This window comes from Halomicronema sp. CCY15110 (assembly GCF_016888165.1).
In the GTDB taxonomy this organism is placed as follows: Bacteria; Cyanobacteriota; Cyanobacteriia; order Phormidesmidales; family Phormidesmidaceae; genus Halomicronema.
Map to the genome: position 1 here is coordinate 1 of NZ_JACSWC010000319.1, position 24,159 is coordinate 24,159.

Sequence of the window (24,159 nt, forward strand, 5' to 3'; positions counted from 1 at the left end):
CTCACAGATGGCTCCCCTTCTCAATCTGAGAATCTAGCTACATCAATACTCTCAGGACTTTTCTGCACCACTAAGCAACGTTACCTGTGAGATCGCCTAATCCTTCACCAGAAAGACCTTTGCGAATGCTTTCGAGCAGCCCAGTGGCACGTTGGCGAAAGCAGAAAACATAGCACTCATCGAGGGCTTTGACCTCAGTTTTGCGGGCATAGGGCTGACGCAAAATCCGGCCTACCAGTTGAGTGATGGCAGTTTTGGAACTGGGATTGGTGAGAACCGTCAGCACATAGGCAAAAGAACAATCCCAGCCTTCCTGCAAGGCTTGTTTGGTAATGATGTAGCAGATGGGGCAATTCTGACTCAGCAGATCGATGCCCTCGATATCATCCTTTTCACTGGATTTGATGGCGATCGCATCGGGGCTAATCCCACACTCGCGAATCAAATAGTTTTTGGCATCTTCGGCATGAATGTAATGGAGGTCACCCCGTTGATCGCGTCCCGTCCGCTCGACTTGAATCAAGCAAATCGGACGAATGTAGGTGCCAGTGCGATTGCGATATTCGAGGGCTTGTTTCTCTAGTTCGTCACGTTTAGCAATGCTATCTCGCAGGCAATCTTTCCAGTCATGGCTGGCTTTATTGGTGAGGTGAATGTCGAGCTTGATCATTTCCTCCCGATTCAAATCTTGTCCCCCAATGCTGACCAACGCATTACTATTTGGCGGCGGTGTGGCCGAAAGCTCAACGACGATGGACGGGTTGAAATTGCAAATCGTGTCTTGAGAGCCTTTGCTATAGGCTTTATGGCCTTCGTCAATGATGACAATGGGTTGAAGAATGCGGAGGGTGTTGCCCAAAGATGTCTTGATCTGGCTACCGAACAGCGAGTGTTTTTCACCAAAGCAGTCCAGATTAGGAAACTGCTCTAGCAATTTTTGGTGATCGGGCAGGCGATCGTCCGGTGGGAAGAAGTCATTAAAGCCCGCCGAATCCTGAAAGATTTTCAGCGTCTCTTTGTTCTTACGGTTGGCGGAAGGCAGCATGAGCAGCAACACTACCAAGCTTTCGGTGATGTCAGCCGGGGTGAAGCGTTCTGTTTTTTCGACAATTTTGGTGCGATAGCCGCTGTTAACATCCAACACTTGGCGATAAGGGTGCTCACGGGTGCGGAGGGCTTTGAGGGTTTGGCGATAGATCTGGTTGGTGGGCACAATCCACAACACCAGACCCGTTTGTCGCTGGCGGTAGTGGGCGTTGATTAGGCCGATGCTATGGGTAGCCAGTAAGGTTTTGCCGCCGCCAGTGGGCACCTTGATGCAAAAGTTGGGCAGGGGTTCACCTAAGCCATTGCGCTTGGAATGGTAAATAGCGCCTTGAAAGGTTTTCGTATCTTTGGTTTTGCTCCAAGCCTGTCGCGGAAAGTCAAAAGCATAATCAGGATCTTCAGCCACATCGCGATCGTACTTGGCTTTTAATTTCGCCAAGTGCCCGAGGTACGCTCTGACCTCGTCTAAACAATGTTGCTGGTAATCCTTGAGTTCCACAGATACGCCTCCTACAACTGACCAGCGGCAAAAATGGCGCTGGCTGCAAACTGCAACTCAGGGAAAATCGCAGAGGTTAGGGTGTCACCTGGGCGGAACTGAGACTTTTGATACAAATCATCCGCTAGCTGGCAAATGGTCAGGGTGGGCTGTTTGGTTTTGCCGATGTATTCTCGACCGCCCAAACCCAGATAGTCGGCAATCCAGTATTCCGGCACCCCTAGCAGGGCATAGTCTTCAACCTTGCGGGCATAGTCATTTTGCCAGTTAGTGCTGACGACTTCGGCAATGAGCTTGATTGCGACCCCAGAGGTAATGACAGGTTGCGACTGCCAAAGCGGTTCTTGAACCAGCTTTGTTTGGTCTAAAACGATGACATCAGGACGAAAAGCGGTGTCATTAGAAACGCGAATCAAACAGCGGTGGGGAATGAAATAGGGCAAATTGAGACGGTCAATTTCCACATTGAGCTTGCGAGCCAGAAAGCCAATTACTTGTTCATGCAACCCGGTCGGTTCCACGTCAATTAATTCCCCATCAATGAGTTCATACTGATCTTGATCGCCGTACTGGGTGATAAATTCATCAACCGTTAATAACTTGGGATGGGCTTGAATCATTGTTCCTACTCGGTTTATTTATAAATCTCGAAGGGAAGCTGACAGTATTCGATTCGTTTATTGAGTAGCGTGTCATTGTCCAAATATTTCATGGGCGCAAAGACCAGGCGTGTTTTGCTATTCGGTTTCGGTTGGCCCAGCGCATCGGCTTTGTCTAGGTCGAAGGCGGTAGAGCGTAAATATGTTAGGTCAGGCTCATAAAACAGGTAAACTTCGTATTGTGAGCTTGTGCCGATGTAGTGACGGCTGCTGTCGATTTTGGCGGGGTCAAACTCGTCGCCAGTGGCGGTGTAGAACACGTAGCGGGCGAGGTCTTCATAGGTGGGCAGAGTATCGCCTTCTAAAATGGCCTGCATCTCCACCGGATCACCCAACGCAAAAAACGAGAAACTGCCACCCAAGCCATTTTTCAACGCTTCGTCTTTAGCCTTCGGCACTCCCTTAATCACCCGTCGCACTCGTTCCGCTGTCAACGAGTCGGCATAGTCTTCCATCTCAATGAGAATAAACTTGCGGTTTCCGCCATCTTCTTTGTTCAGCGCCAAAACCGAATGAGCGGTTGTTCCTGAACCTGCAAAAGAATCAAGGATAATGGAATCTTTATCTGTGGCAACTTGAAGAATTCGCTTGATTAGCTTAGATGGCTTTGGAGTAATGAAGACATCAGCAGAGGTATCAAAATCCAGGATGGAAAGTAGTTCTTTTTTGGCGTCCTGGGTGTGACCAGCATCTTTATACGACCAAATAGTCTGAGGTACTAAACCTTGTTTAACGTCACTCAGAAATCTTTTTAATCTGGGCATATTCTTTCCAGAATCTCCCCACCAAATTCGATTATCTTTATCTAGTTCTAGAAATTTTTCATAAGAGATCCGCCAGTATGTTCCGGTAGGATTCGAGTATTTTTTGCCTGAAGGACTGGTCACTTCATACTGACCCTTACTATATGGATTACGGGCAGTTAAATTGTCTGATGCCCAATCTCCTCTAGAATCATTATCAAGATTTTCATATCTATTATTCATTTCATCTGTTCTTGGCAGTAAATTAAGCTGCCAGTCTGACGCATCTCTCGCGTAGACAATAATGTAATCGTGAGACTCCGAAAAAAATCGAGCAGAATTTTTAGGGGCAAAATTCTTTTGCCAAATAACAGATGCAATAAAGTTTTCACCCCAAAAAATTTCATCCATTAACATCCGCAGATGATGGACTTCGTTGTCATCAATGGACACAAAAATCACGCCATCGTCCCGCAATAACTCTCGCAGCAGCTTTAAGCGGGGCATCATCATACACAGCCACTTGTCATGCCGGGCCAGGTCTTCCTTGTCCACTGGGCTGTTCGCCTTCAGCCATTCCTGCATCATCGGCGAATTTACATTGTCGTTATAGATCCACCCCTCATTGCCCGTGTTGTAAGGCGGGTCAATGTAGATGCACTTCACCTTGCCTGCGTAGGTCGGCAACAGTGCCTTCAGTGCCAGCAGGTTATCGCCCTGGAGGATCAGGTTGTCGTGCAGGCTGACTTTATCCGTAAGGCTCGCTTCCGGCTGCGGCACCAGGTGATGGTACTTCAGGGTGAGGTGGTGATTTTGAACGTAGGACTTGCCCTTAAAGTGGATCGTCGCCATAGCTCGATAAATCCTCCTAGGGTTTCTAGCCTACCGGGGAACGCTAACCCTGGTGGTATTCTGTTGTATTTTTTCGCCTTTTGGGTGACGAGTTGAGAGCGGTTAGGGGGCGATCGCCACTTTCCCCTGATCCATCCCCTGTCGTCGCGCTTGAATTTCCAGGTACACCAGCAGGGCATTGATGTCAGCGGGATTGACACCACCGATGCGGGAGGCTTGGCCCACCGTCAGAGGACGGACTTTGCTCAGCCGTTCCCGCGCTTCTTTCGAGAGCGTGTCAATGGTGTGGTAATCCAGCGCTTCGGGCAGTTTACGATTCGCGTTTTTGCTGACCTGCTCGATTTGCGCTTGCTGCCGCTGAATGTAACCCGAATATTTGATATCGATCTCGGCCCCTTCCTTTTCTTCGCGAAGCAGCTCGGCGCGACCGAGGCCGTAGCTATCCAGATGGGGATAGTGGAAGCCGGGACGCCGCAGCAGATCCGCCAGGGTGATGGAGCCTTTGATGCGCTGGCCGGTATCGGCGACAATGCGCTGGCCGAGGTCGTCGTGTTCTTTAACTCGCTCTTTCGCCAACCGGGCCTTTTCGGCTTGGATATTAGTTTGTTTGCTTTGAAAAAGCTCCCAACGGCGATCGCTAATCAGCCCAATTTCTCGTCCCAAGGGCGTCAGGCGCTGATCGGCATTGTCCGATCGCAGCAGCAGCCGATATTCCGATCGCGAAGTCAGCATCCGGTAAGGTTCGCGCAGTTCCTTGGTACACAGGTCATCCAGCAGGGTGCCGATGTAGCTACCCTCACGGGGAAAGACGATCAGCGCTTGCCCGTTCACTAAACGGGCGGCGTTGATCCCAGCGACGATGCCTTGGGCGGCGGCTTCCTCGTAGCCAGTCGTGCCATTGATTTGCCCCGCGCAGAACAGCCCCTCCACCCGCTTGGTCATCATGGTGGGGTAGCACTGGGTAGCGGGCAGATAGTCGTACTCCACAGCATAGGCAGGGCGCAGCATGGCGCAGTGTTCCAGGCCGGGCAGACTCCGGAGCATCGCCAGTTGCAGCTTCTCGGGCAGTCCCGTAGAAAAGCCCTGAACGTAAATTTCAGGGATGTCACGCCCCTCCGGTTCCAGAAAAATCTGGTGGCTGTCCTTATCGGCAAAGCGAACAATTTTATCTTCAATGCTGGGGCAGTAACGCGGACCTTTGGCATCAACCCAGCCACCGTACACAGGCGACAAATGCAAGTTTTCCCGAATCAGGCGGTGGGTTTCGGCAGTGGTGCGGGTCAGGTGGCAGGGCATTTGCTCGCGCTCGACCCACACCTCAGGGTCAAAGCTAAACCAGCGCACATCCTCGTCGCCGGGCTGCGGTTCCAGCACATCAAAGTTGATGGAGCGGCGGTCAACACGGGCGGGGGTGCCCGTTTTTAAGCGATCGGTTTCAAACCCTAGTTGGTTCAGCGTTTCCGTCAGGCCAGTGGCGGCAAATTCACCCGCCCGCCCGGCAGACATCGACTTGTCACCAATCCAGATAATGCCGCCTAGAAACGTCCCGGTGGTGAGGATGACGGCGCGGCACTTAAACCCGACGCCAAAATAAGTCTCGACGCCGACCACCTCGTCGTTATCGCCGAGCACCAGATCCGTCACCATGCCTTCGCGAATCGTCAGGTTCTCCTGATTTTCGACAATGTTTTTCATAACGGCGGCGTATTCGCGCTTGTCGGTTTGCGCCCGCAGCGCCCACACCGCTGGGCCACGGGAATTATTGAGCACTCGCTTTTGCAGGTAGGTGCGATCGGTCATTTTGCCGATCTCGCCACCGAGGGCATCCACTTCGTGGGCCAGTTGCGACTTCGCAGGCCCGCCCACCGCTGGGTTGCAGGGCTGCCAGGCAATTTTGTCGAGGTTCAAGGTGATGAGCAAGGTGCGACAGCCGAGGCGGGCTGACGCCAGTGCCGCCTCACAGCCAGAATGTCCGCCCCCGACGACGACCACATCATATTCATCTAAAAAGTCAACGGAACTGGGAGCCACCATGTACCTGTTCAAACCTGTTTGCGTCTGGCCAGCCATCAAGCTGTAGCGATCTAAATTTTAACGGCTCTGGCTCAAAAGTCAGAGATTGGCCGTCAGCGCCATTTTCCATCCGGCTGCCAGCATTTGCAGCGATCATCACCGCGATCGCGATTACCCCAACCCCACCAACCACACAAATCTTTGATTGCGGATCCATAACAAGCAGAGTATATTACTACTTAGTTGTATCGGTATTTAACCTATTAGTTGGTTGAACCGAGGGCAGCCTGTTGTCACTGAGAGGAGACCATGACGTTGATATTGGGATATGTGCTGGCGATCGCGATCGGCCTGAGCCTAGGGCTCATCGGCGGCGGTGGCTCGGTGTTGGCCGTGCCCATCATGGTTTACGTGTTGGGGGTACCGGCTAAGTCGGCGATCGCTATGAGCATGTTCGTCGTGGGGTTCGTCAGTCTGTTAGGCGTGATTCCCCACTGGCAACAGGGCAATGTGAATTTCAAAACCTTCATGACTTTCACCCCCGCCGCGATGTTGGGCACCTTTTTGGGAGCCAAAATTGCCGGTTTGCCCTGGGTGAACGATACCTTTCAACTAGTGGCGTTTGGCATCGTGATGGTGGTTACGAGCTTGTTTATGATTCGTCAAAGCAGCCGTAAACCGCAGCCAAGCAGTGTGGGCGCGATGGCGCGGCATGAACCGCAACCACATCACGGCAGGTTGCCTACATGGCTACTCATTCCCCTAGAAGGAATCGTGGTTGGCATTGTGACCGGATTTGTCGGGGTTGGTGGTGGCTTTCTGATTATTCCGGCGCTAGTGCTGTTAGGCGGCATTCCGATGAAAGAGGCCGTGGGCACCTCGCTCCTGATCATCGCCTTCAAGTCAGCGATCGGGTTTATGGAATATCTCAACTACGTGACCTTAGATTGGCAACTCATGTTGACGTTTACCCTCGCTGCCAGCATCGGCATGGGGGCAGGCGTTTACCTCTCGCGCAGTATCGATGGTCGACATTTGCAAAAGGGCTTTGGGTACTTTGTCCTCGCTGTCGCTGTATTTGTGCTGCTGAAGCGATGAGGCCCATCGTTGATAGGCGAGCCGATCAAACACATCCGGTTGTAAGTAGTGGCTGGGTGGATGGGTGGATGGGTGGATGGGTGGATGGGTGGATGGGTATCGGTAGTATGCGTCACCAACGGCTTACAGCGCTTGGGGGGCACCCCATCATCAAAACCTCATGGTCTCTGGCGATCAGCGGGCTACTTCGCGGGGCGTGATCTGTTATAGATGAATGGAGGTTTTTAGCTGCTTTTGGCTACGCCCAAGGACGACCCAGGTTGTATGGCTTCTAACGAACAGCGCATATCCATTTCTCTCAGCAGCGTGGTGTTGCTGGTGTTGTCAGTCCCGTTGCTGGCGCTGTTATGGCAACTGCGCAGCTTGTTTTTGCTGGTGATGATTGCGATCGTCTTGGCCGCGTCGATCGCGCCCGTGGTCGATTGGGCGGAGCGGTATCGGGTACCGCGCTGGTTGGGGGTGGTGCTGACGTATCTCGCGATCGCCGCCATCATCACGGGCGTCGCCTTTTGGGTGGGTCCCACCGTGGTGGAACAAATTCAGCGATTAATTCGCCAAATTCCCGTCTCGCTCAAACAGATTCTCGATTACGCCGAGACTTGGGTCGTTTCGCTTAACGACGAGCGCCCCGACTTTGCCAGTGAGTTGATTAACCAATTCGTGGATGTGCAGGGTCTCACCCGCTGGGTCATTCGCTCCAGTCAGCAACTACTCGTGCGCTCCTATGGACTGACGACAGGCATTTTGGGCGGCTTTTTTAGCGTGATTTTGGCCCTCTTTTTGTCGGGGTATATGCTGGCCGACAGCCGCACCCTGATCAAGAACCTGGTGCGCTTGTTGCCCCAACCCTGGGACGATCGCCTCGCCGCCCAAGTTGGCCCCATGAGCAACCGCATCGGTAGCTATCTGCGCGGGCGCTTGCTCGTCTCCACGATTCTGGCCGTCGCCACCACCGTCAGCCTCACGATTTTGGGCCTGTCAGACTTTGCTTTGGGCCTGGGTGCCATTTCTGGTTTTACCAACCTCATTCCCTTTTTGGGGCCAATTTTGGGGGCGATTCCGGCCCTGGTAGTCGCGATTTCGCAGGGGGGCTGGACCATCCTTTGGGTGTTGATCTTGTACATCGTGATCCAAAATCTGGAAACCTACGTGCTTGACCCCTTGCTAGTCGGCACGTCCGTGGGAGTGCATCCGCTGTATCAACTCCTCGCCGTACTTGGGGGCACCCAAGTTTTGGGCATCATCGGGGCGCTGATCGTGCCTCCGTGGATTGCGGGCGGGGCGGTGCTGCTGGAAAACCTGTATTTGCGACCTAAACTCATGGCGGAGCGACGGCGATCGCTCCCGACTAAATCTCCCTCGGAAACTCCCGTCGGCAATCGTCCGTCTCCTAGTCCCATGATGGCTGACGGCTAGCCGTAGACCGCCTGATTTAGCGTCAAGGGCAGCCGAACGCATTACAAAGCCTCTACAGCGGGTGGTAATCCTGAGAGGATGTGTCAATATAAGGAGCTAGATTTGACCTTGCTAGATGCACTGTTTTGGGTAGTGGGCGAATGATTGGGATCAAAAATCTGCGGTGGTGGGGCTTAACCTTGTTGTTGGCGTCGGGTGGCCTGGCTGCCCCCCGGGCCTGGGCGGATGAGTTTCCCCCTTGTGCGCCGCCCAATGCCAGCGAGTATCTGTTGCTCGTGCAGGGCGACACGGTCGAAGCCCGCGATCGCATTCAAAACCTGCTGCCCACCACCACCATCGTGAGTGTGTGTCGGTATTTGGACGATGTAGTCGTTCGCGCAGGCGGCTTCACCAGTCTGGAAAATGCCAACGCCTGGGCTCAGTATTTGACCGAAGCCGAAGGGGCACAAGCTTTTGTCGCCCGCCCAGCGGCTCCTGGCGAAGTGACCACCAGCACCCCCATTACCGCCGAACCCGTCACTACTCCCGAACCTGCCCCGGAGCCGGCCACCCCGGAACCCACTGCCCCCGCCACCACACCCACACCACTGCCCACGGAATCGGTGGCCCCGGCTGAAGTGGCCTATGCCCCGAAACTATTGGGCGAGGGCTATGCCGTGTTGGTGAACTACAGCAATAATCCTGACATCGCCAAACAGCTCCAGCAATTCCTCAATCAGCCAGTGGGATTAGCCATTTATCAACAGCAACCCTTTTTGCTCGCGGCCCAAAGTCCCGACCCGCAGGCGGCAGCGCAAGTGCTACAAACGCTGAGCAACAACCGATTTGGGGCATTCATTGTCGATAGCAGCGAAGTTGTGTTGCTCTCCGACGCCGTCGCAACGCCTTGACGACCTTCATCACTCCGCGCCGGGAATGCCGCTGAGCCGACCATCGCCGTCAACGACCTCACCGATCGCATAGGCGGCAATGTCTTGTGATTGAAAGTGGGCGATCGCTGCTTCCTGTTGCGCAGACGGCACAATTACAACGAACCCTATCCCCATATTGAAAGTGTTGTACATCGCCTCAGCAGACACCTGACCCGCCGCTGCCAGCCACTCAAAAATCGGCAACACGGGCCAACTGTCGGCATTGAGCATGATCGAATGGCGATCGCTTAGGCAGCGGGGCAGATTTTCCGGTAAGCCGCCACCAGTGATATGAGCCATCGCGTGAATCGAGAGCCCCGCCTGCTGCGCTGCGAGAATCGGTTTTACGTAAAGCCGGGTGGGTGTCAGCAGCGTCTCTGCCAGGGAAGCGCCATTCAGCATTGCCGGACATTCAGCCCAATCATAGCCAGGGGTGTCGCGATCGCCCCGCGCCGCTTCGGCCATAATCTTGCGCACCAAGCTGTAACCATTGCTGTGAATGCCGCGACTCGCTAACCCGATCACTGCATCGCCAGTCGCCACCTGTGAGCCGTCAAGGATGGCAGATTTTTCCACAATACCGACACAAAAGCCCGCCAGGTCATATTCCCCTGGCCCATAAAATCCCGGCATTTCCGCCGTTTCGCCCCCAATCAGGGCGCAGCCCGTCTCCCGACAGCCCGTGGCAATCCCTTCAACTACCGCCGCCAGTTGTTCTTCATCGAGTTTTCCCGTCGCCAAATAATCCAAAAAGAACAGCGGTTCCGCCCCGCAGGTCAGCACATCGTTGACGCACATCGCCACCAGGTCAATGCCCACCGTGTTGTGCCGGTTGAGGGTTTGGGCCACCTTGAGCTTGGTGCCCACGCCATCGGTGCCCGAGACCAACACTGGCGTCTGATACCCCGAGGGCAGTTGAAACAACCCACCAAAGCCGCCTAAACCCCCCAACACTTCGGGGCGGCGCGTACTGCCCACCATCTGTTGAATGCGATCGACAAAGGCTCTGCCAGCCACTACATCGACGCCTGCGTCTTGATAATCCATAAACCTTGCCCTTTAGAACGAAATCAGCGAATGCCGTTGAGACAGCGTGACATCTATATATTTTCTGGGCAAACGGTCATCTCGATACCTCAATTAGTTGCTGGGCTTGATGCCCATGGCCGCACTCGCCCGATGGCAGTCCCCCGACCCCGCCGGGACAAACGCACCACCACACCGGACACGCACCCTCGCGATCGCCCCGATCAGCCCACGGCGATGATGGATAAGAAAATCAGCGATCGACAATAATGATTGCTGATTGATTAAGCAGCATTGTCCACAGAGGTGGCACTGCAAAAAATTGCATTATCCATAGCCAATTTTTAAAATGGCACAGTCCCCATCACCGGAACTGCCATCGCTTTTTCGAAATCTTCACTCCATGGGCGATAAGTTTTATTAACTACCCAAGCCTGGCTGGCGAAGTCTCAACCAGTCGATTCATAAGGATCTGATAGATTTTAGACATTTTTCACAAACTCTTGACATTCCGCCTTAGAAAAACCCTCGCTGTTTTCTGCGGATTGCCAATCGAAACGTTCGTGCTAACGTACGGGACGTTCAAACGAACACGAAGGGTTATGTCGAGGTGGACGTGATGATCAATGGTTCGAATCAACAGCAACCGCTGATGGATGGAGTCATTGATCGCTGGCTTGCAGGTTTGCAGTCCCAGCTTGTCACCGCGCCACTATGTTGAGCTCTTGGAAACTACATGATTCAGAACTTGTGTCGCAGCTTTACGGTCGCCGCAGTGGTATGTGCCACGGGTGTCCCCCTAGCCGCAAGCGCTGAGCAAACCTCAGGGAATGCTCACGCGAACTTACAGGAAACGCTCGAAGTCGCAGTTGAACAACGGGGCGCAGCCGCCGGTTTGGGTAATCTCAACTCAGCTCAGTTAGCCCCTGAGGCGGCTGAACTATCGGATCTATTCCGCATTGCTGCCCACACCCTGGAAGGCGAGCGCATTGCCATTTTGCACGTCAACAACTTACCCGTGCTGACCTTTGTGGCGGGCGATGCGACGGCTAAAGCCGTTAGCGATGGTGCCACTAGCGATGATCTCGTGAATCGGGCTGAGTCAGTGGCCCGCGCGATCGATGCCTTTTATCAAGCCAATGGCGACCCCCATGCCATCGGGGTGCGCTGGGATGACACCGCCGAAGAATATGAGCTCACCCTGGAGGGTGAAGACCTCGTCGCCATTAATGAGGTCGTGCGCTATTCGAATCCGACCGGCCAACTCCAGACGGACGCTTTGCAGGCTGCCAATCGCCTGCGCAATCTGCTGGGAGCCTCTGAAGAGCTGACCGAAGTCGAGGGCGCACCAGCACCCACCGCCGTGGCTCGCACCAACTGGGGCGTGGCCTCCAGCTTCTCGGGTGTCGCCTCTTGGTATGGCCCTGGCTTTCATGGCCGTTCCACTGCCAGTGGCGAAAGATTCAACCGCAATGCGCTGACGGCAGCTCACCGGACGTTGCCTTTTGGCACCCGAGTGCTGGTTACTAATGTCAGCAATAATCGCCAAGTCGTGGTGCGCATTAATGACCGAGGCCCGTTCTCGGGGGGTCGGGTCATTGACCTATCAGAAGGGGCCGCTCGCGAAATTGGTCTCCATCTAGCTGGAGTCGGCACTGTTCGTGTAGAAGTCCTCGCCGATTAAAGAATGAGGATCACATAACATCCCAATTATCTAGGACAGGCAAGCCTCATTCCTTAGTGACAAGGCTCGCTGAAATTGAATAAAGTTTTTGCTCCCCAGCAGTTAGTGAACAACTGCTGGGGAGTTTCATTAATCGGGGAATCCTGCAAACCCGACTGGAGAACCGGGGTTATACTAGAAAAGCCGCTTCGCCCAACCAAACGCCTGTGGAACTGTCTAGCAAAAGTGAATATGCGCTGTTAGCGTTACTTGAATTGGGACGTGGGTTTGCGACTGGCGAACCGATGCAGATTCGGCAAATTGCGGCTCAGCAAAATATCCCCGATCGCTATCTGGAGCAACTGCTCGCGACGCTACGGCGAGCCGGGTTTGTGAAAAGTCAGCGAGGGGCCAAAGGGGGGTATCTCTTAGCGCGATCGCCCTGGCAAATTACTCTCTACGAGATCATTAGCTGCATTGAAGGATTTGAGATCGGCAAAGCAGCGGTAACTGCGCCACAAACGTCGGCAGGCGCAGTCATTGCGGAGGCTTGGGAAACCGCTCGCCAAGCCGCCGAAGACGCACTAAGCAAGCAGACCTTGCAGGACTTACTAGATCAATGCAAGGCTAAACAACAAGTTGACCTGATGTATTACATTTAGTGACCATGCGTATTGCCGAAAATGTTACTGACCTTATTGGTCACACTCCACTTGTTCGACTGAATCGGATTCCCCAGTCAGTCGGTTGTCAGGCAAATATCGTGGTCAAGTTAGAGGGCATGAATCCCTCCGCATCCGTGAAAGACCGCATTGGCATCAATATGATTAATGTGGCGGAAGCGGCGGGCAAAATCGCCCCTGGCCGGACCACGTTGGTGGAACCAACATCCGGTAATACTGGCATTGCCCTGGCCATGGCAGCGGCGGCCAAAGGTTATCGCCTTATTTTGACCATGCCCGAAACCATGAGCAGTGAACGCCGCGCCATGCTCAGAGCATTTGGGGCCGAACTCGAACTCACGCCTGGCGTCGAAGGGATGTCGGGCTGTATTCGCTGTGCGCAGAGGTTAGTGAACACGCTGCCCGATGCGTATATGTTGCAGCAATTTTCGAATCCGGCAAATCCTGATATTCACCGTCAGACGACCGCCGAAGAGATTTGGGCCGATACGGATGGCACCGTCGATATTGTGATTGCCGGTGTTGGCACCGGAGGCACCATCACCGGCGTCTCGGAAGTGCTCAAAGCCCGCAAGCCGGAGGTGCAGGCGATCGCCGTTGAACCGACGAATAGTCCTGTGTTATCTGGAGGACACGCCGGCCCCCACAAAATTCAGGGCATTGGGGCCGGGTTTGTACCCGAAGTATTGAACACTGACATCATTGATGAGGTGATCACCGTCAGTGACGAGGAGGCGATTACCTACGGTCGCCGTTTAGCTCGGGAAGAGGGCCTCCTGTCAGGCATTTCCACCGGCGCTGTGCTCAAGGCCGCGATCACGGTGGGGTCGCGCCCCGAAAATATCGGCAAACTGATCGTGATGATTCAGCCCAGCTTTGGTGAGCGGTATCTGAGTACACCGCTATTCCAAGACCCAGAGTTACTCGCGCCCGTCGCGATGAATTAAATTCCGGCTTGGGCCATCGGCAAGACGCAATCCCGACCACCGTTTCCAGACGCGGCATGTTACCGCCGATCCTGATCGATTACTCGGTGGGTGCCAAGCGCACCAGATTATACGTCTCAGTCGTGACCAACGGCGTCGACTCGCTGGGCCAATTCAGCGCTGAGAGTTCGTCCGCCGTGCCCACCACCAGTGCTGATTGCGCTGGCTGCTTCGCCTGTAGCGTGTTGCGCAGTTCACTAGGCTGCTCGATGTAAGTCACTGGTGCTTGGGTGTAGAACACGAGGGATGGCTTCATGAAGCCCACCATGTAGAGGGTCTCGTCCGGCTGCTGTGCCGCGATCGCGGTGGCCGCAATCTCCCGCAGGGGCTGCTGGCGTACCTGATCGGCGAGCTGCAAGGTTGGCAAAATTGACAGCAGAATAAACGCCGCAAACGCCGCTAGATTCACGCTCCACAGCCAGCGCTGGCGATGTCGCAGCAGCAGCCCGAGCCCGGCCACCAGCGCCGTGCCCCAAATGACCGCCGCCCGCACCATGACCCCCGACTCACGCACCAGGTTCGGCAGTCCCGGCATGGCCGGATCATTCCCCATCCAGTTGGGACTGTAGAGAGCCGCCCCCACCAGCACTACAAAAATCAGTAGGTTCAAGCCATAACTCACCCCAAAACCGACTCCAGGCTTAGCTGGCTGGTTGGGAGATGGGCAGAGGCGATCGCTCCAGCCCAGGCCAATCAAGATGGCCGCTGCTGGCATGAGGGGCAGTACATAACTCGGCAGCTTGGTCACCGCAATGGTAAAAAAGCCAAAAATCACGCCGAACCAGGCCAGCGCAAAGATGCCCAAATGCGACGAACGGGGTTGCATTTGCCAAAACCGGGGACGATGGCACTGGAGACGGGCGATCGCCCAAGGCAAAAACGGCGACCACGGCAAAAAGCCCACCGCCACTACCAAAAAGTAAAAGTACCAAGGGGCCGCATGGCCATTCACCACGTTGGTAAAGCGCTCAACATTGTGATAGCCAAAAAAGGAATCGATGTACGCTTGGCCGTTAGCGGCAATCACCAGTACATGCCACGGCACCGTAATCGCGAGGAAGATGGCCGCCCCCTTCAAGAGATGCAGCTCACGCAGCACCTGGCGGAATTGACCCACATACAGCAAAAATGCCAGCACAATCAGACCGGGCAAAACCACCCCAACCGGCCCTTTGGTCAGGACAGCTAAGCCGAGAAAAACATAAGTCGTGAAATACCAATTACGCTGCCGTTGGGGCGTTTCGGGCTGAGCATAGCCCAAAAAGAAGGCCAACAAGGCAATGCCCATGCAGCCCGACAACAGCATATCCGACACCCCACTCCGCGCCCACACAATCGTTTCGGGATGGAGGGCCATGGCCGCCGACCCGATGATGGCTGACCAGAACAGGTTGCGTTGACTGAGGCGAGATCGCTGGGGGGTGGCCCCATTCATGTTTTGCGTAACCGCCGTGGCCAGCTCCGGTCGCGAAAAGCCAAACCGCCGCAGGGTGTAAAAGCCCATACCCACGAGCGCAGTGGCCGCGAGGGCCGACGGCAATCGCACCGCCCATTCACCCACACCAAAAATCTGGAATCCGATCGCCATCAGCCAATACACCAGGGGCGGCTTGTCAAAGCGAGTCACACCGTTGAAGTAGGGCGTCACCCAATCGCCGGTTACGGTCATTTGCCGCGAGGCTTCGGCAAAGAGAGGCTCAGTTTCATCCATCAGGCCCACGCTGGCCAACCCCACAAAGAAGGCAATCCCGCAAATGAAGATGAGCCAGCCAACCGACACCCAGCCTTCTCGCCGCACCGGGCTGAGGGTAGTCGAGGGGAATGGCGCAGAACTCTGGAGGGTAGGATGCTTCATTTTCAGGCACCAAGCCAGTGATAGGAAAACCAGTCTTCTAGATTACAGCGATTCGGCAATGACCATGGGCGCTGGCGGGTCACAACCCAAGGTGGCATAAAGGGGGAGTGTGAGGGTAAGGGGGTGGCTGGGTGTGAGGGTAGCGGGTGGCAGGGTTAAGTTAAAGCCTGGGGGTGACTTTGCATCTAGGCAGGGAATCTTCCACAATGGAGCGGAGCGCGATCGCGCCCTGTCTTTACTGCCACCTGTGTAAATGCTGCTATGACTGCGAGATCTGTGGAGACTGATCACTACCGCACCCTCAAAATTGCTGAGACTGCCACCCAGCAACAAATCAAGGAATCCTATCGACGCTTGGCTAAGGCACTCCATCCCGACACGCAGCACGACACCGGGGATGCAGAGAGCATCAAGCAGTTGAACGCGGCCTACGAGGTGCTGGGCGATCCACAGTCCCGTTCAGACTATGACCGCGATCGCCGGGTGCAAAAAGCTGGATTTCAGTCAGATCAGATTCGCGATCGCACCCACCGCACCGCCCAGTCCCAGGCGCAGTATCGCCAGCGTCGCCAAGCGGCCTATGCGGCAGATGATGCCTTTGCCGTGTGGATCAGCAAGGTTTACAACCCAGTGGATCGATTGATCGCAAAAATCCTCACTCCGCTCAAGGGCGAAATTCGCGCGCTGTCGGGTGATCCCTTTGATGATGAGCTGATGGAAAATTTTCAGACCTATTTAGAAACCTGCCGCGAACATTTGGAAAAAGCCCGCAGTAAATTTCAGTCGGTGGCTAACCCATCGAACACAGCGGGGGTCGCGGCCAATCTCTACTACTGCCTCAACCAATTAGAAGACGGCATCGAAGAAATGGAGCGCTACACCTACTGCTATGAAGAGAGCTACTTGCATACGGGACAAGAGCTTTTCCGCATTTCAACAAAGTTACGGCGAGAGGCCAAGGAAAAATTAAAGGTCGCAAGCCGTTGACCCAGCCAGTCAGACGGTTGGCGAGCGCTTGGTTGGTCATCATCGTGATGACCATTGTTTACCAAGGCTTGTCAAAGCGGTGGTTGCCGTTTGGCGATCTGCAGCCGGGGGCGGTGGTCGATGGGACTGACTACCTTTACGAGTGGGAAAGCACCGACATCTTGCTCCCTACGGGCGAGACCGTCGCGCAGAACGAGCTTTATCTCAACCATCGAGCCAACGACAGCCGCTTCAAAGTGCCACTAGAGCTGTGGCCGGGTGCGCTGGCAGGGGCAAGCTGCCGCGATTGTGTGAGTGTGATCCACACCCACGGCAGAACCTATCTGGTCATCCGCTTGCCGGGCGGCGGTTCGGGGGGCTATTACCTAAACCAAGTCATTGAGGTCTGGGAAGGTTGGGCGATTTATCGAGAGGGCTTTTTGAGCTGTGGTCGAGCCTATTTACAGCACAATGAATTGGTGTTTCCCCGCCATGCGAGTAGCTGCCCCGAAATGCCCTGGGGCTACGTGCCCTGGAACCAGTGGGAGAATGGCAAGCTCACCCTCTCCGAATTTTGAACGATGAATACTACACCAAGTCTGCGATAATAAAATGTTTGCTGGAAAGCGATCGCTACAATAAACTCATCCCTTCATCACCCTCGGCCTGAATCCATGCCTCTTCCCATTGTTGCTATTATTGGTCGCCCCAACGTGGGCAAGTCAACTATCGTCAATCGACTGGCGGGGGTGCAAGAGGCGATTGTCTTTGATACCCCTGGCGTAACCCGCGATCGCACCTACAAAGCCGCCTTCTGGGCCGATCGCGATTATCTCGTCGTCGATACGGGCGGGCTGATTTTTGATGATGATACTGAGTTTTTGCCCTACATCCGCGAACAAGCCATGCTGGCGCTCAGTGAAGCCAGTGCCGCCATTATGGTGGTCGATGGTCAAGAAGGGCCGACGGAATCCGATCGCGAAATTGCCCAATGGCTGCGTCAACAGCACTCAGTCCGGGTATTGCTGGCGGTGAATAAGTGCGAGTCCCCCGATCAGGGCTTAATCCAAGCGGCGCAGTTTTGGGAGTTAGGGCTAGGCGAACCCTATGCCGTCTCGGGCATTCACGGCAATGGTACGGGAGAGTTGCTGGATGAGCTGGTGACCCACTTGCCGCCTCCGGAAGAAATCGAGGAGCCAGAAGAGATCCGGGTGGCAATCGTCGGTCGTCCTAATGTGGGCAAATCCAGTTTGCTGAATGCCTTTGTGGGGGAAAATCGAGCAATTGTCAGTCCCGTCTCGGGCACCACTCGCGATGCGATCGACATGTTGGTCGAACGGGATGAGACCCGCTACCGCCTGATTGACACCGCAGGCATTCGCAAGAAAAAGAACGTCGATTACGGCCCGGAATTTTTTGGCATCAACCGCGCCTTTAAAGCGATTCGCCGCGCCGATATCGTGTTGCTGGTCATTGATGCGATCGATGGCGTCACCGAGCAAGATCAGAAATTGGCCGGACGCATCGAAGAAGACGGTCGCGCCTGTGTCGTCGTCGTCAATAAATGGGATGCGGTGGACAAGGACTCCCACACCATTTACGAATACGATCGCACCATCGGCAACAAGCTGTATTTCATGGAGTGGGCCAAGCGCATCTACACCAGCGCCATCACCGGACAGCGGGTGCCGAAGATTCTCGACCTGGTAGACCAAGCGGTCGCCGAGCATCGTCGCCGCGTCACCACCTCAGTGGTGAACGAAGTGCTGGAAGAAGCGGTAGGCTGGCATACCCCCCCCACCACCCGCCAAGGCCGCCAAGGTCGCATTTATTACGGTACTCAGGTCACGGCGCGGCCCCCGACCTTTGCGCTGTTTGTGAATGATCCAAAACTGTTTGGGGAGAGCTATCGCCGCTATATTGAAAAACAGTTTCGTCAGAATTTAGGCTTTGAGGGCAGCCCCATTCGGCTATTGTGGCGAGGCAAAAAAATGCGGGATCTGGAACGTCAGAGTGCCAACCGCGCGACGAAAGTATAACGGCCTGACTACCGTATGGATCTGCTCAAAACCCTGCCCATTGGCCTCTATCTCGAAGAGCCGGTCACCTGGCTGCATCGACTCGATCCTCGCGTCAAGCTGTTTTGGCTGTTTAGCATTTTGGTTAGCCCCATCTTGGCGAATGCGAGCTGGCGCTTCTTCCTAGTCGGCTTGCTAATGGCGCTCACAATCACCGCCCTGATTCCCCTACGAGTCTGGCGGCAACAAATGGGCTGGTTACTATTCCTCTGCACCATGATGCTGGTGCTGACTGCGCTGCTGCCCGATGGTTTGGCGATCGCCTACCAGGCTCCAGTCCCCTCACCCACGGCAATACAGAGCATTGAGCCGTTTCCCGATCAGTTTCCCCCCACTGCGTTTGCGGTGCCGCCTGCGACGGGCTATCAATATGTGGTGCTGGATGCTTGGCGACTGACGGTGACCCAGCGATCGCTGGAACTGGGCATTCGTCTGAGTACATTGTTGTTCACGTTGATTTACGGCACCAACTTATTTTTGCTGACGACGGCATCAGAGGAGGTGACGGTGGCGATTGAGGTGCTGATGCGCCCCCTGCGATCGCTCAACGTCCCCGTCACGGAAATTGCCCTCACCGTCACGCTGGCGCTGCGGTTTATTCCCCTCGTGCTGGAAGAAACGCAAAACTTGATTCGCTCCGTCCAGACTCGGGCGATTAACTGGAAAAAACTCGGCTTTCGGGGCTCGGCGCAAGTGTGGCTGGCCATCACTGAGCGTCTATTGAAAAACCTACTGCTCCGCGCCGAGCAAACTGCCGCCGCGATGGCGGTGCGGGGCTTTACCACGCCCGATACGCACCGGGTGAAATGGTCAGAACTGCGGCTGCGGACGGCTGACTTTCTCGCATTAGTCGCCCTCGTTGGCTTTTGGTATGCCCGCGTGGTGTGGGGTGGCGAAGGAGTCTGATGCTGTCACCGTGGTATGTGCGATCGCGGCCCCTCAATCACCAAACGGGGTCGGAAATTTTTTCGGCATTGTATGGTGCGGCGGCGTTGGAAGCGACCACAGCCCAGCCGGAGCAGAGTTGGCAGACCATCGCTACCCTGCTTGAAAGCCCTGCTCAGTTACCGCCAGAGACCCCCCAAGCGCGACTCGCCCGCTATTCCATCTGTGCGGGAGCCCCCAGGGTCATCAACGCTCGCCCTCAGCTGTGGACGCCCCCCGTCGGGGAAATCTTGCCGATGCTGGCGGCGCGGCTGGCAACTCCCCCAGCTGACACCATGCTGCTCGATGAGCAGGGGCAGCCACTAGAGACCCCTCTGGAGCCCTTTGCGGGGGGCTGGCTGGGCTGGCTAGGGTACGACCTCGCCTGGGAAATTGAGGCGCTGCCGACTCACAATGCTGATCCGCTGCCGTTTCCCGTCGCCTTTTGGTATGAGCCGAAAACGTTCGCCATTTTAGATCATGTGGAGCAACGGCTCTGGCTGGCAGCTACCCAGGCTGCACAACTGGAGGAGATGGAGCAGGCGATCGCCCGCGCCCAATACCCGCTACCGTCATCCCCGGCCTTTGCAAAGCCCTTAGAATTTGCTTCCTCGCAAGCCGCCTATGAAGCCGCTGTGCAACAAGCCAAAGCGTACATTCGGGCCGGGGATATTTTTCAAGCCAACCTCTCCCTACGTTTCACCACCGAAACCGTCACCGATAGCTGGACGGTTTATCAACACCTGCATCGCATTAACCCCTCGCCCTTTGCCAGCTATTGGCGCACCCCGTGGGGGGCCGTTGTGAGCTGCTCGCCAGAACGCTTAGTCTCGCTTCAGGGCGATCGCGCCGAAACGCGACCCATTGCGGGTACCCGCCCCCGGGGTGCCTCAGCCCCAGCAGACCAGGCCCTCGCGCAAGAACTCCTGAGCAACCGCAAAGAACTGGCCGAGCACATCATGCTCGTTGACCTTGAGCGCAACGATTTGGGGCGAGTCTGCACCTGGGGCACGGTCGAAGTCGACGAACTGCTGGCGCTGGAACCCTACAGCCACGTGATGCACCTGGTCAGCAATGTGGTGGGGCAGCTAGCCCCGGATAAAACCGCGATCGACCTGATTCGGGCGACCTTTCCCGGCGGTACCATCACCGGGTGCCCCAAAGTCCGCTGTATGGAAATCATCGAAGCGTTGGAACCTTGGCGGCGCAGCCTGTTCTATGGCTCCTGTGGCTATCTGGACTGGCGTGGCCATCTGGACCTGAATATTTTGATTCGCACGTTGCTGATGGCTCCCACAGGGCATGATGGCTTACAAGCCGTATGGGGACAGGTGGGAGCAGGCATTGTGGCCGACAGTCAACCCACGCGAGAGTGGCGCGAGTCCCTGCAAAAAGCTCAAGCTCAGTTGCTGGCGATCGGCCTCACTAGCGAAACGATGGCACCCCAGTAACACTGCTCACGATGTGCTGGGCGCAATGGGCCATGACGCTGACGCGCCCTTTGCCCCCCCCAGAGGCGGTCGGCCAATGAGTCGGAGACGGTGCTTGGCGATGATTGCTGACCGACTTGCTTAAACCGCCAGAGAACTGTTCTCCAATCGGCGATTTTCAGCAGCATGAAGCCTGCCTGCGATCGCTCTCTGGTAGCGCAATGAACTTATCCACATCGGTAACTACCCTTACGTAGCGGCCTGCAAATCATCGTGAATCGAGGGGATTTTGTAATCTAAGTGCCACCCTGATATACACTCTAGTGTTACATCCCATGATGACCTAAAGTGTTTGGGTGGCTAGCGGTAACATGACTCAAGTTTTCCCACCTGGATGAGTACAGAAAATTACATCAATCACCCCACGTTTGGCTTACTCTTCCGGCTGTGTATGGTTGCCGAAGGGCAGGAATTATTCGCCACCTTATATGCCCAGCGATTATTTTTTATCGTGACCGCCACCATTCCCCGAGGCTTTACCTTCGATTCGGTGAGTCGCAGCGATGCTCGACAGCGGTTTGAGGAAAGGATGCGATCGCTGCGGCGACAGGGCAACTATTCGGAGTACGATCGCTTGCAGAAGATCTACAAGCAAACCTTTCAATGACCGCTTCTCCGTTAACTAATCCCATTGCGAATCGCGTTACCGCCATTACCCATGAGCTGCCCCCATCGGTGCGTTTGATCGGGGTTTCCAAAAAGCAGCCTGCCAGTGCGGTGCGGGCGGCGTATCAGGCCAATCTGCGCGATTTTGGCGAAAGCATGGTGCAGGAGGCGATCGCGAAACAAGCGGAACTGGCTGACCTGGACGATATTACCTGGCACTTGATCGGCCATCTGCAAAGCAATAAGGCGCGGAAAGCGCTGGAGCATTTTGACTGGATTCATTCCATCGATAGCCTCAAAATCGCCACCCGTTTGAACAAGATCGCAGGTGAAATGGCCCGATCACCCGATTGCTGCCTGCAAGTAAAAATGGTGCCTGATCCGACCAAGTTTGGCTTTTCGTTAGAAGAACTTTGGTCAGCCCTGCCCACATTGAACCAACTAGAGCATTTAAACATTGTGGGGTTGATGACCATTCCCCCTTTAGAAAGCTCTATGGCCGAAGTCGAAGCCATCTTCGAGCAGGCCAAAATCTTGATCGATCAAATCAATCAGCAAGGGTTCGATCAGCTGCACTTATCAGAACTTTCGATGGGGATGTCGGGCGATTATCCAGTTGCGATCGCCGCCGGTTCAACCATGATTCGACTAGGCACAACCCTCTTTGGCGATCGCCCTGCTTAGGTTTCAGCGATCGGTCATTTGCCAGTTGGCTTCCAGTCAGTTTGATCATTCACTAACGACCTCGATCAAAAAACTTGATCGGTGCGATCGGATCAATTCGAACTGGAGGATGAAATCAAGCCGCAGTCGAGATCCTAAAGTTTTTAACTAATTATTAATCGGGGTATCCATTTTGGGATTTCGTGTATACTGTGGACTCAAATTCCGCAAACTCGATTAGAGTATAAGCGGTTCAACGAACGACTCGTTTTCTGACTGATTCAACTTTCGATTCCGCTAGAAAACGACGCCTCTTACCTCAATTAGTTTGTTTCTTCACTCACACAGTTGGAAGCCACTAAACGAGGTCGTTGGCATCATCTCTCATGCTGAGCGGGTCTCTGACCTGCAAACTGCTGATTGTCATGGAGTGTAGCTGTGAGCAACTTGTTCAATAAACTAAGAGACTTTGTCGGCCTTAACGACCCTGCCGACTACGACTATGAGTATGACGAGATAGACGCTGGTGATGATTACCAGACGCTCTATCAAGAAGAGAACTCACCACAACAACCGGCAATGGCGGCTCCGCAGCCCCAGCCGCAACCTGTGCAAGAAGACGCACGCGCTCGCCGTCGAGTCCGCGAGCGGATGTTGTCCAATGAAACTGGAATAAACACCATGGGAAGTAATGTGATTGGTATGCCTGGAGCGATTAACGGAGCCTCCGAAGTGGTGGTGATGGAGCCACGCTCATTTGAAGAAATGCCGCAGGCGATTCAAGCGCTGCGGGAGCGCAAGTCGGTCGTGTTGAACCTGACCACGATGGATCCGGATCAGGCCCAGCGCGCCGTTGACTTCGTCGCCGGCGGCACCTACGCCATCGACGGCCATCAAGAGCGCATTGGCGAGAGCATCTTCCTGTTCACGCCGAACTGCGTCCACGTGAGCACGCCGACCGATGTCGAGGAAGACATGCCCGTCGCGCCGCAGACGCCGATGATGGATCCTCGCAACGTGCCCCCCACTCCCGTTTGGGGCACCGATCGCGCCGTGGGCATGGGTTAATTGCCCCACTCCAGCAGCATTGCTGAGAGCGTGATTTCTGCCGACGATGGTGACATCGTCAACTTGATTGTTCGTTGAACAAGGACGTTAGCTCGTTGCCAACACAGCTAGGCGTTTTGGGAGGCGGGGTAATGGGTGAGGCACTCATTTCCCGCCTTATTTCCCTGGGAACTTTTGCCGCTGAGGCGATCGTCGTCGGAGACCCGTCGGCATCGCGTCAGCAATTTTTGGTGGATACCTATGGCGTTCAGGCCACCGGCGATAATCGCGCCGTGCTAGCTGACACCGCCGTGGTACTTGTGGCGGTCAAGCCCCAGATCTTCAGCAAGCTCGTGCCGGATTTGCAAGCCGCTGCTAGTCAACAAACCTCGCTATTGCTCTCAATTATGGCCGGGACGCCGCTCACCACCCTCGAAGCGGCGGTGCCCGGTTGGCCCGTGGTGCGGGCCATGCCCAACACCCCCGCCACCGTGGGCGCAGGAATAACCGCGATCGCCCCTGGCCAAACCGCCACCGCTGACCATCTGGCCCAAGCGCGAACCATTTTTGCCGCCGTGGGCGATGTGGTCGAAGTGCCCGAACACTTGATTAATGCCGTGACGGGCTTATCCGGCTCTGGCCCTGGTTACGTCGCCGTCATGATTGAGGCGTTAGCTGATGGGGGCGTCGCGGCGGGCCTGCCGCGCGCGATCGCGTTACAACTCGCGATTCAAACCGTGCGGGGCACCGCCACCCTCGTGCAAGAAACTGACTTACACCCCGCCATCCTCAAAGATCGAGTGACGAGTCCAGGCGGCACCACCATCGCGGGCATTGCGGCGTTAGAAGCCGGCGGCATCCGCACGGCTTTGATCAGTGCCGTCCAGGCCGCCTGCGATCGCGCAGATGAGCTGGGGAAATAACCCTATGGGAG

At 55.3% G+C, this 24,159-nt stretch carries 21 protein-coding genes; 15 read left to right on the forward strand and 6 right to left on the reverse strand.

All coding sequences use genetic code 11. The features are described from left to right. Window positions 1-70: 70 nt before the first annotated feature. The 4 genes from JUK32_RS14785 to mnmG all read right to left on the reverse strand — a co-directional run bounded on the left by JUK32_RS14785 (window position 71) and on the right by mnmG (window position 5,834). On the reverse strand, window positions 71-1,546 hold the full coding sequence (locus JUK32_RS14785; RefSeq protein ID WP_204139632.1) for a DEAD/DEAH box helicase family protein: 1,476 nt from the start codon (window positions 1,544-1,546) through the stop codon (window positions 71-73). A gap of 11 nt (window positions 1,547-1,557) precedes the next feature. After that, window positions 1,558-2,166: a Uma2 family endonuclease gene (locus tag JUK32_RS14790; protein WP_204139633.1), complete on the reverse strand. Its 609-nt coding sequence runs from the start codon at window positions 2,164-2,166 to the stop codon at window positions 1,558-1,560. Window positions 2,167-2,180: 14 nt separating this feature from the next. Continuing rightward, the gene (locus JUK32_RS14795) at window positions 2,181-3,800 is read right to left on the reverse strand and encodes a site-specific DNA-methyltransferase (protein ID WP_204139634.1); all 1,620 of its coding nucleotides are present in this window, start codon (window positions 3,798-3,800) and stop codon (window positions 2,181-2,183) included. 102 nt (window positions 3,801-3,902) lie between these two features. Beyond that, window positions 3,903-5,834 (reverse strand): tRNA uridine-5-carboxymethylaminomethyl(34) synthesis enzyme MnmG, encoded by a 1,932-nt coding sequence (gene mnmG / locus JUK32_RS14800; RefSeq protein ID WP_204139635.1) that lies wholly within the window; start codon window positions 5,832-5,834, stop codon window positions 3,903-3,905. Window positions 5,835-6,122: 288 nt separating this feature from the next. On the opposite strand from mnmG, the gene JUK32_RS14805 reads away from it, so the two are divergent. The 3 genes from JUK32_RS14805 (at window position 6,123) to JUK32_RS14815 (ending at window position 9,217) form a co-directional block, all read left to right on the forward strand. After that, window positions 6,123-6,911 (forward strand): sulfite exporter TauE/SafE family protein, encoded by a 789-nt coding sequence (locus JUK32_RS14805; protein ID WP_204139636.1) that lies wholly within the window; start codon window positions 6,123-6,125, stop codon window positions 6,909-6,911. Between the two features lie 264 nt (window positions 6,912-7,175). After that, window positions 7,176-8,327, forward strand: a complete 1,152-nt coding sequence (locus tag JUK32_RS14810; RefSeq protein WP_204139637.1) for an AI-2E family transporter — start codon at window positions 7,176-7,178, stop codon at window positions 8,325-8,327. Window positions 8,328-8,467: 140 nt separating this feature from the next. Beyond that, window positions 8,468-9,217 (forward strand): hypothetical protein, encoded by a 750-nt coding sequence (locus tag JUK32_RS14815; protein ID WP_204139638.1) that lies wholly within the window; start codon window positions 8,468-8,470, stop codon window positions 9,215-9,217. Window positions 9,218-9,226: 9 nt separating this feature from the next. Here the strand turns inward: JUK32_RS14815 and purM are convergent, their stop codons facing one another. After that, window positions 9,227-10,285, reverse strand: a complete 1,059-nt coding sequence (gene purM / locus JUK32_RS14820) for a phosphoribosylformylglycinamidine cyclo-ligase (RefSeq protein ID WP_204139639.1) — start codon at window positions 10,283-10,285, stop codon at window positions 9,227-9,229. 715 nt (window positions 10,286-11,000) lie between these two features. Between purM and JUK32_RS14825 the strand changes: the two genes are divergently transcribed. From JUK32_RS14825 to cysK, 3 genes are all read left to right on the forward strand, one after another. Continuing rightward, window positions 11,001-11,948 carry a septal ring lytic transglycosylase RlpA family protein gene (locus tag JUK32_RS14825; protein ID WP_204139640.1) on the forward strand — a complete coding sequence of 316 codons (948 nt, stop codon included), beginning with the start codon at window positions 11,001-11,003 and terminating at the stop codon, window positions 11,946-11,948. A gap of 206 nt (window positions 11,949-12,154) precedes the next feature. Next, complete coding sequence (locus JUK32_RS14830; RefSeq protein ID WP_204139641.1) at window positions 12,155-12,589, forward strand: Rrf2 family transcriptional regulator; 435 nt, start codon at window positions 12,155-12,157, stop codon at window positions 12,587-12,589. A gap of 5 nt (window positions 12,590-12,594) precedes the next feature. Beyond that, window positions 12,595-13,557 carry a cysteine synthase A gene (gene cysK, locus JUK32_RS14835; RefSeq protein WP_204139642.1) on the forward strand — a complete coding sequence of 321 codons (963 nt, stop codon included), beginning with the start codon at window positions 12,595-12,597 and terminating at the stop codon, window positions 13,555-13,557. 79 nt (window positions 13,558-13,636) lie between these two features. Here cysK and JUK32_RS14840 read toward each other — a convergent pair whose 3' ends face one another. Further along, the gene (locus JUK32_RS14840; RefSeq protein WP_204139643.1) at window positions 13,637-15,451 is read right to left on the reverse strand and encodes a glycosyltransferase family 39 protein; all 1,815 of its coding nucleotides are present in this window, start codon (window positions 15,449-15,451) and stop codon (window positions 13,637-13,639) included. Window positions 15,452-15,712: 261 nt separating this feature from the next. Here JUK32_RS14840 and JUK32_RS14845 point away from each other — a divergent pair, with 261 nt between their 5' ends. From JUK32_RS14845 to proC, 9 genes are all read left to right on the forward strand, one after another. After that, window positions 15,713-16,438, forward strand: a complete 726-nt coding sequence (locus JUK32_RS14845; protein ID WP_204139644.1) for a J domain-containing protein — start codon at window positions 15,713-15,715, stop codon at window positions 16,436-16,438. Next, on the forward strand, window positions 16,435-16,995 hold the full coding sequence (locus tag JUK32_RS14850) for a hypothetical protein (protein ID WP_204139645.1): 561 nt from the start codon (window positions 16,435-16,437) through the stop codon (window positions 16,993-16,995). Before JUK32_RS14845 ends, JUK32_RS14850 begins: the two co-directional genes overlap by 4 nt. A gap of 96 nt (window positions 16,996-17,091) precedes the next feature. Continuing rightward, window positions 17,092-18,456 carry a ribosome biogenesis GTPase Der gene (der, locus tag JUK32_RS14855; RefSeq protein WP_204139646.1) on the forward strand — a complete coding sequence of 455 codons (1,365 nt, stop codon included), beginning with the start codon at window positions 17,092-17,094 and terminating at the stop codon, window positions 18,454-18,456. A gap of 15 nt (window positions 18,457-18,471) precedes the next feature. Further along, the gene (locus JUK32_RS14860) at window positions 18,472-19,401 is read left to right on the forward strand and encodes an energy-coupling factor transporter transmembrane protein EcfT (RefSeq protein WP_204139647.1); all 930 of its coding nucleotides are present in this window, start codon (window positions 18,472-18,474) and stop codon (window positions 19,399-19,401) included. Then, the gene (locus JUK32_RS14865) at window positions 19,401-20,870 is read left to right on the forward strand and encodes an anthranilate synthase component I (RefSeq protein WP_204139648.1); all 1,470 of its coding nucleotides are present in this window, start codon (window positions 19,401-19,403) and stop codon (window positions 20,868-20,870) included. Before JUK32_RS14860 ends, JUK32_RS14865 begins: the two co-directional genes overlap by 1 nt. Before the next feature lie 373 nt (window positions 20,871-21,243). Then, window positions 21,244-21,516, forward strand: a complete 273-nt coding sequence (pipX, locus tag JUK32_RS14870; RefSeq protein ID WP_204139649.1) for a transcriptional coactivator PipX — start codon at window positions 21,244-21,246, stop codon at window positions 21,514-21,516. Next, complete coding sequence (locus JUK32_RS14875) at window positions 21,513-22,199, forward strand: YggS family pyridoxal phosphate-dependent enzyme (RefSeq protein WP_204139650.1); 687 nt, start codon at window positions 21,513-21,515, stop codon at window positions 22,197-22,199. Before pipX ends, JUK32_RS14875 begins: the two co-directional genes overlap by 4 nt. Before the next feature lie 417 nt (window positions 22,200-22,616). Continuing rightward, window positions 22,617-23,246: a cell division protein SepF gene (locus JUK32_RS14880; protein ID WP_204139671.1), complete on the forward strand. Its 630-nt coding sequence runs from the start codon at window positions 22,617-22,619 to the stop codon at window positions 23,244-23,246. 95 nt (window positions 23,247-23,341) lie between these two features. Continuing rightward, window positions 23,342-24,148, forward strand: coding sequence for a pyrroline-5-carboxylate reductase (proC, locus tag JUK32_RS14885; RefSeq protein WP_204139651.1), 807 nt, complete (start codon window positions 23,342-23,344; stop codon window positions 24,146-24,148). Window positions 24,149-24,159: the final 11 nt, after the last annotated feature.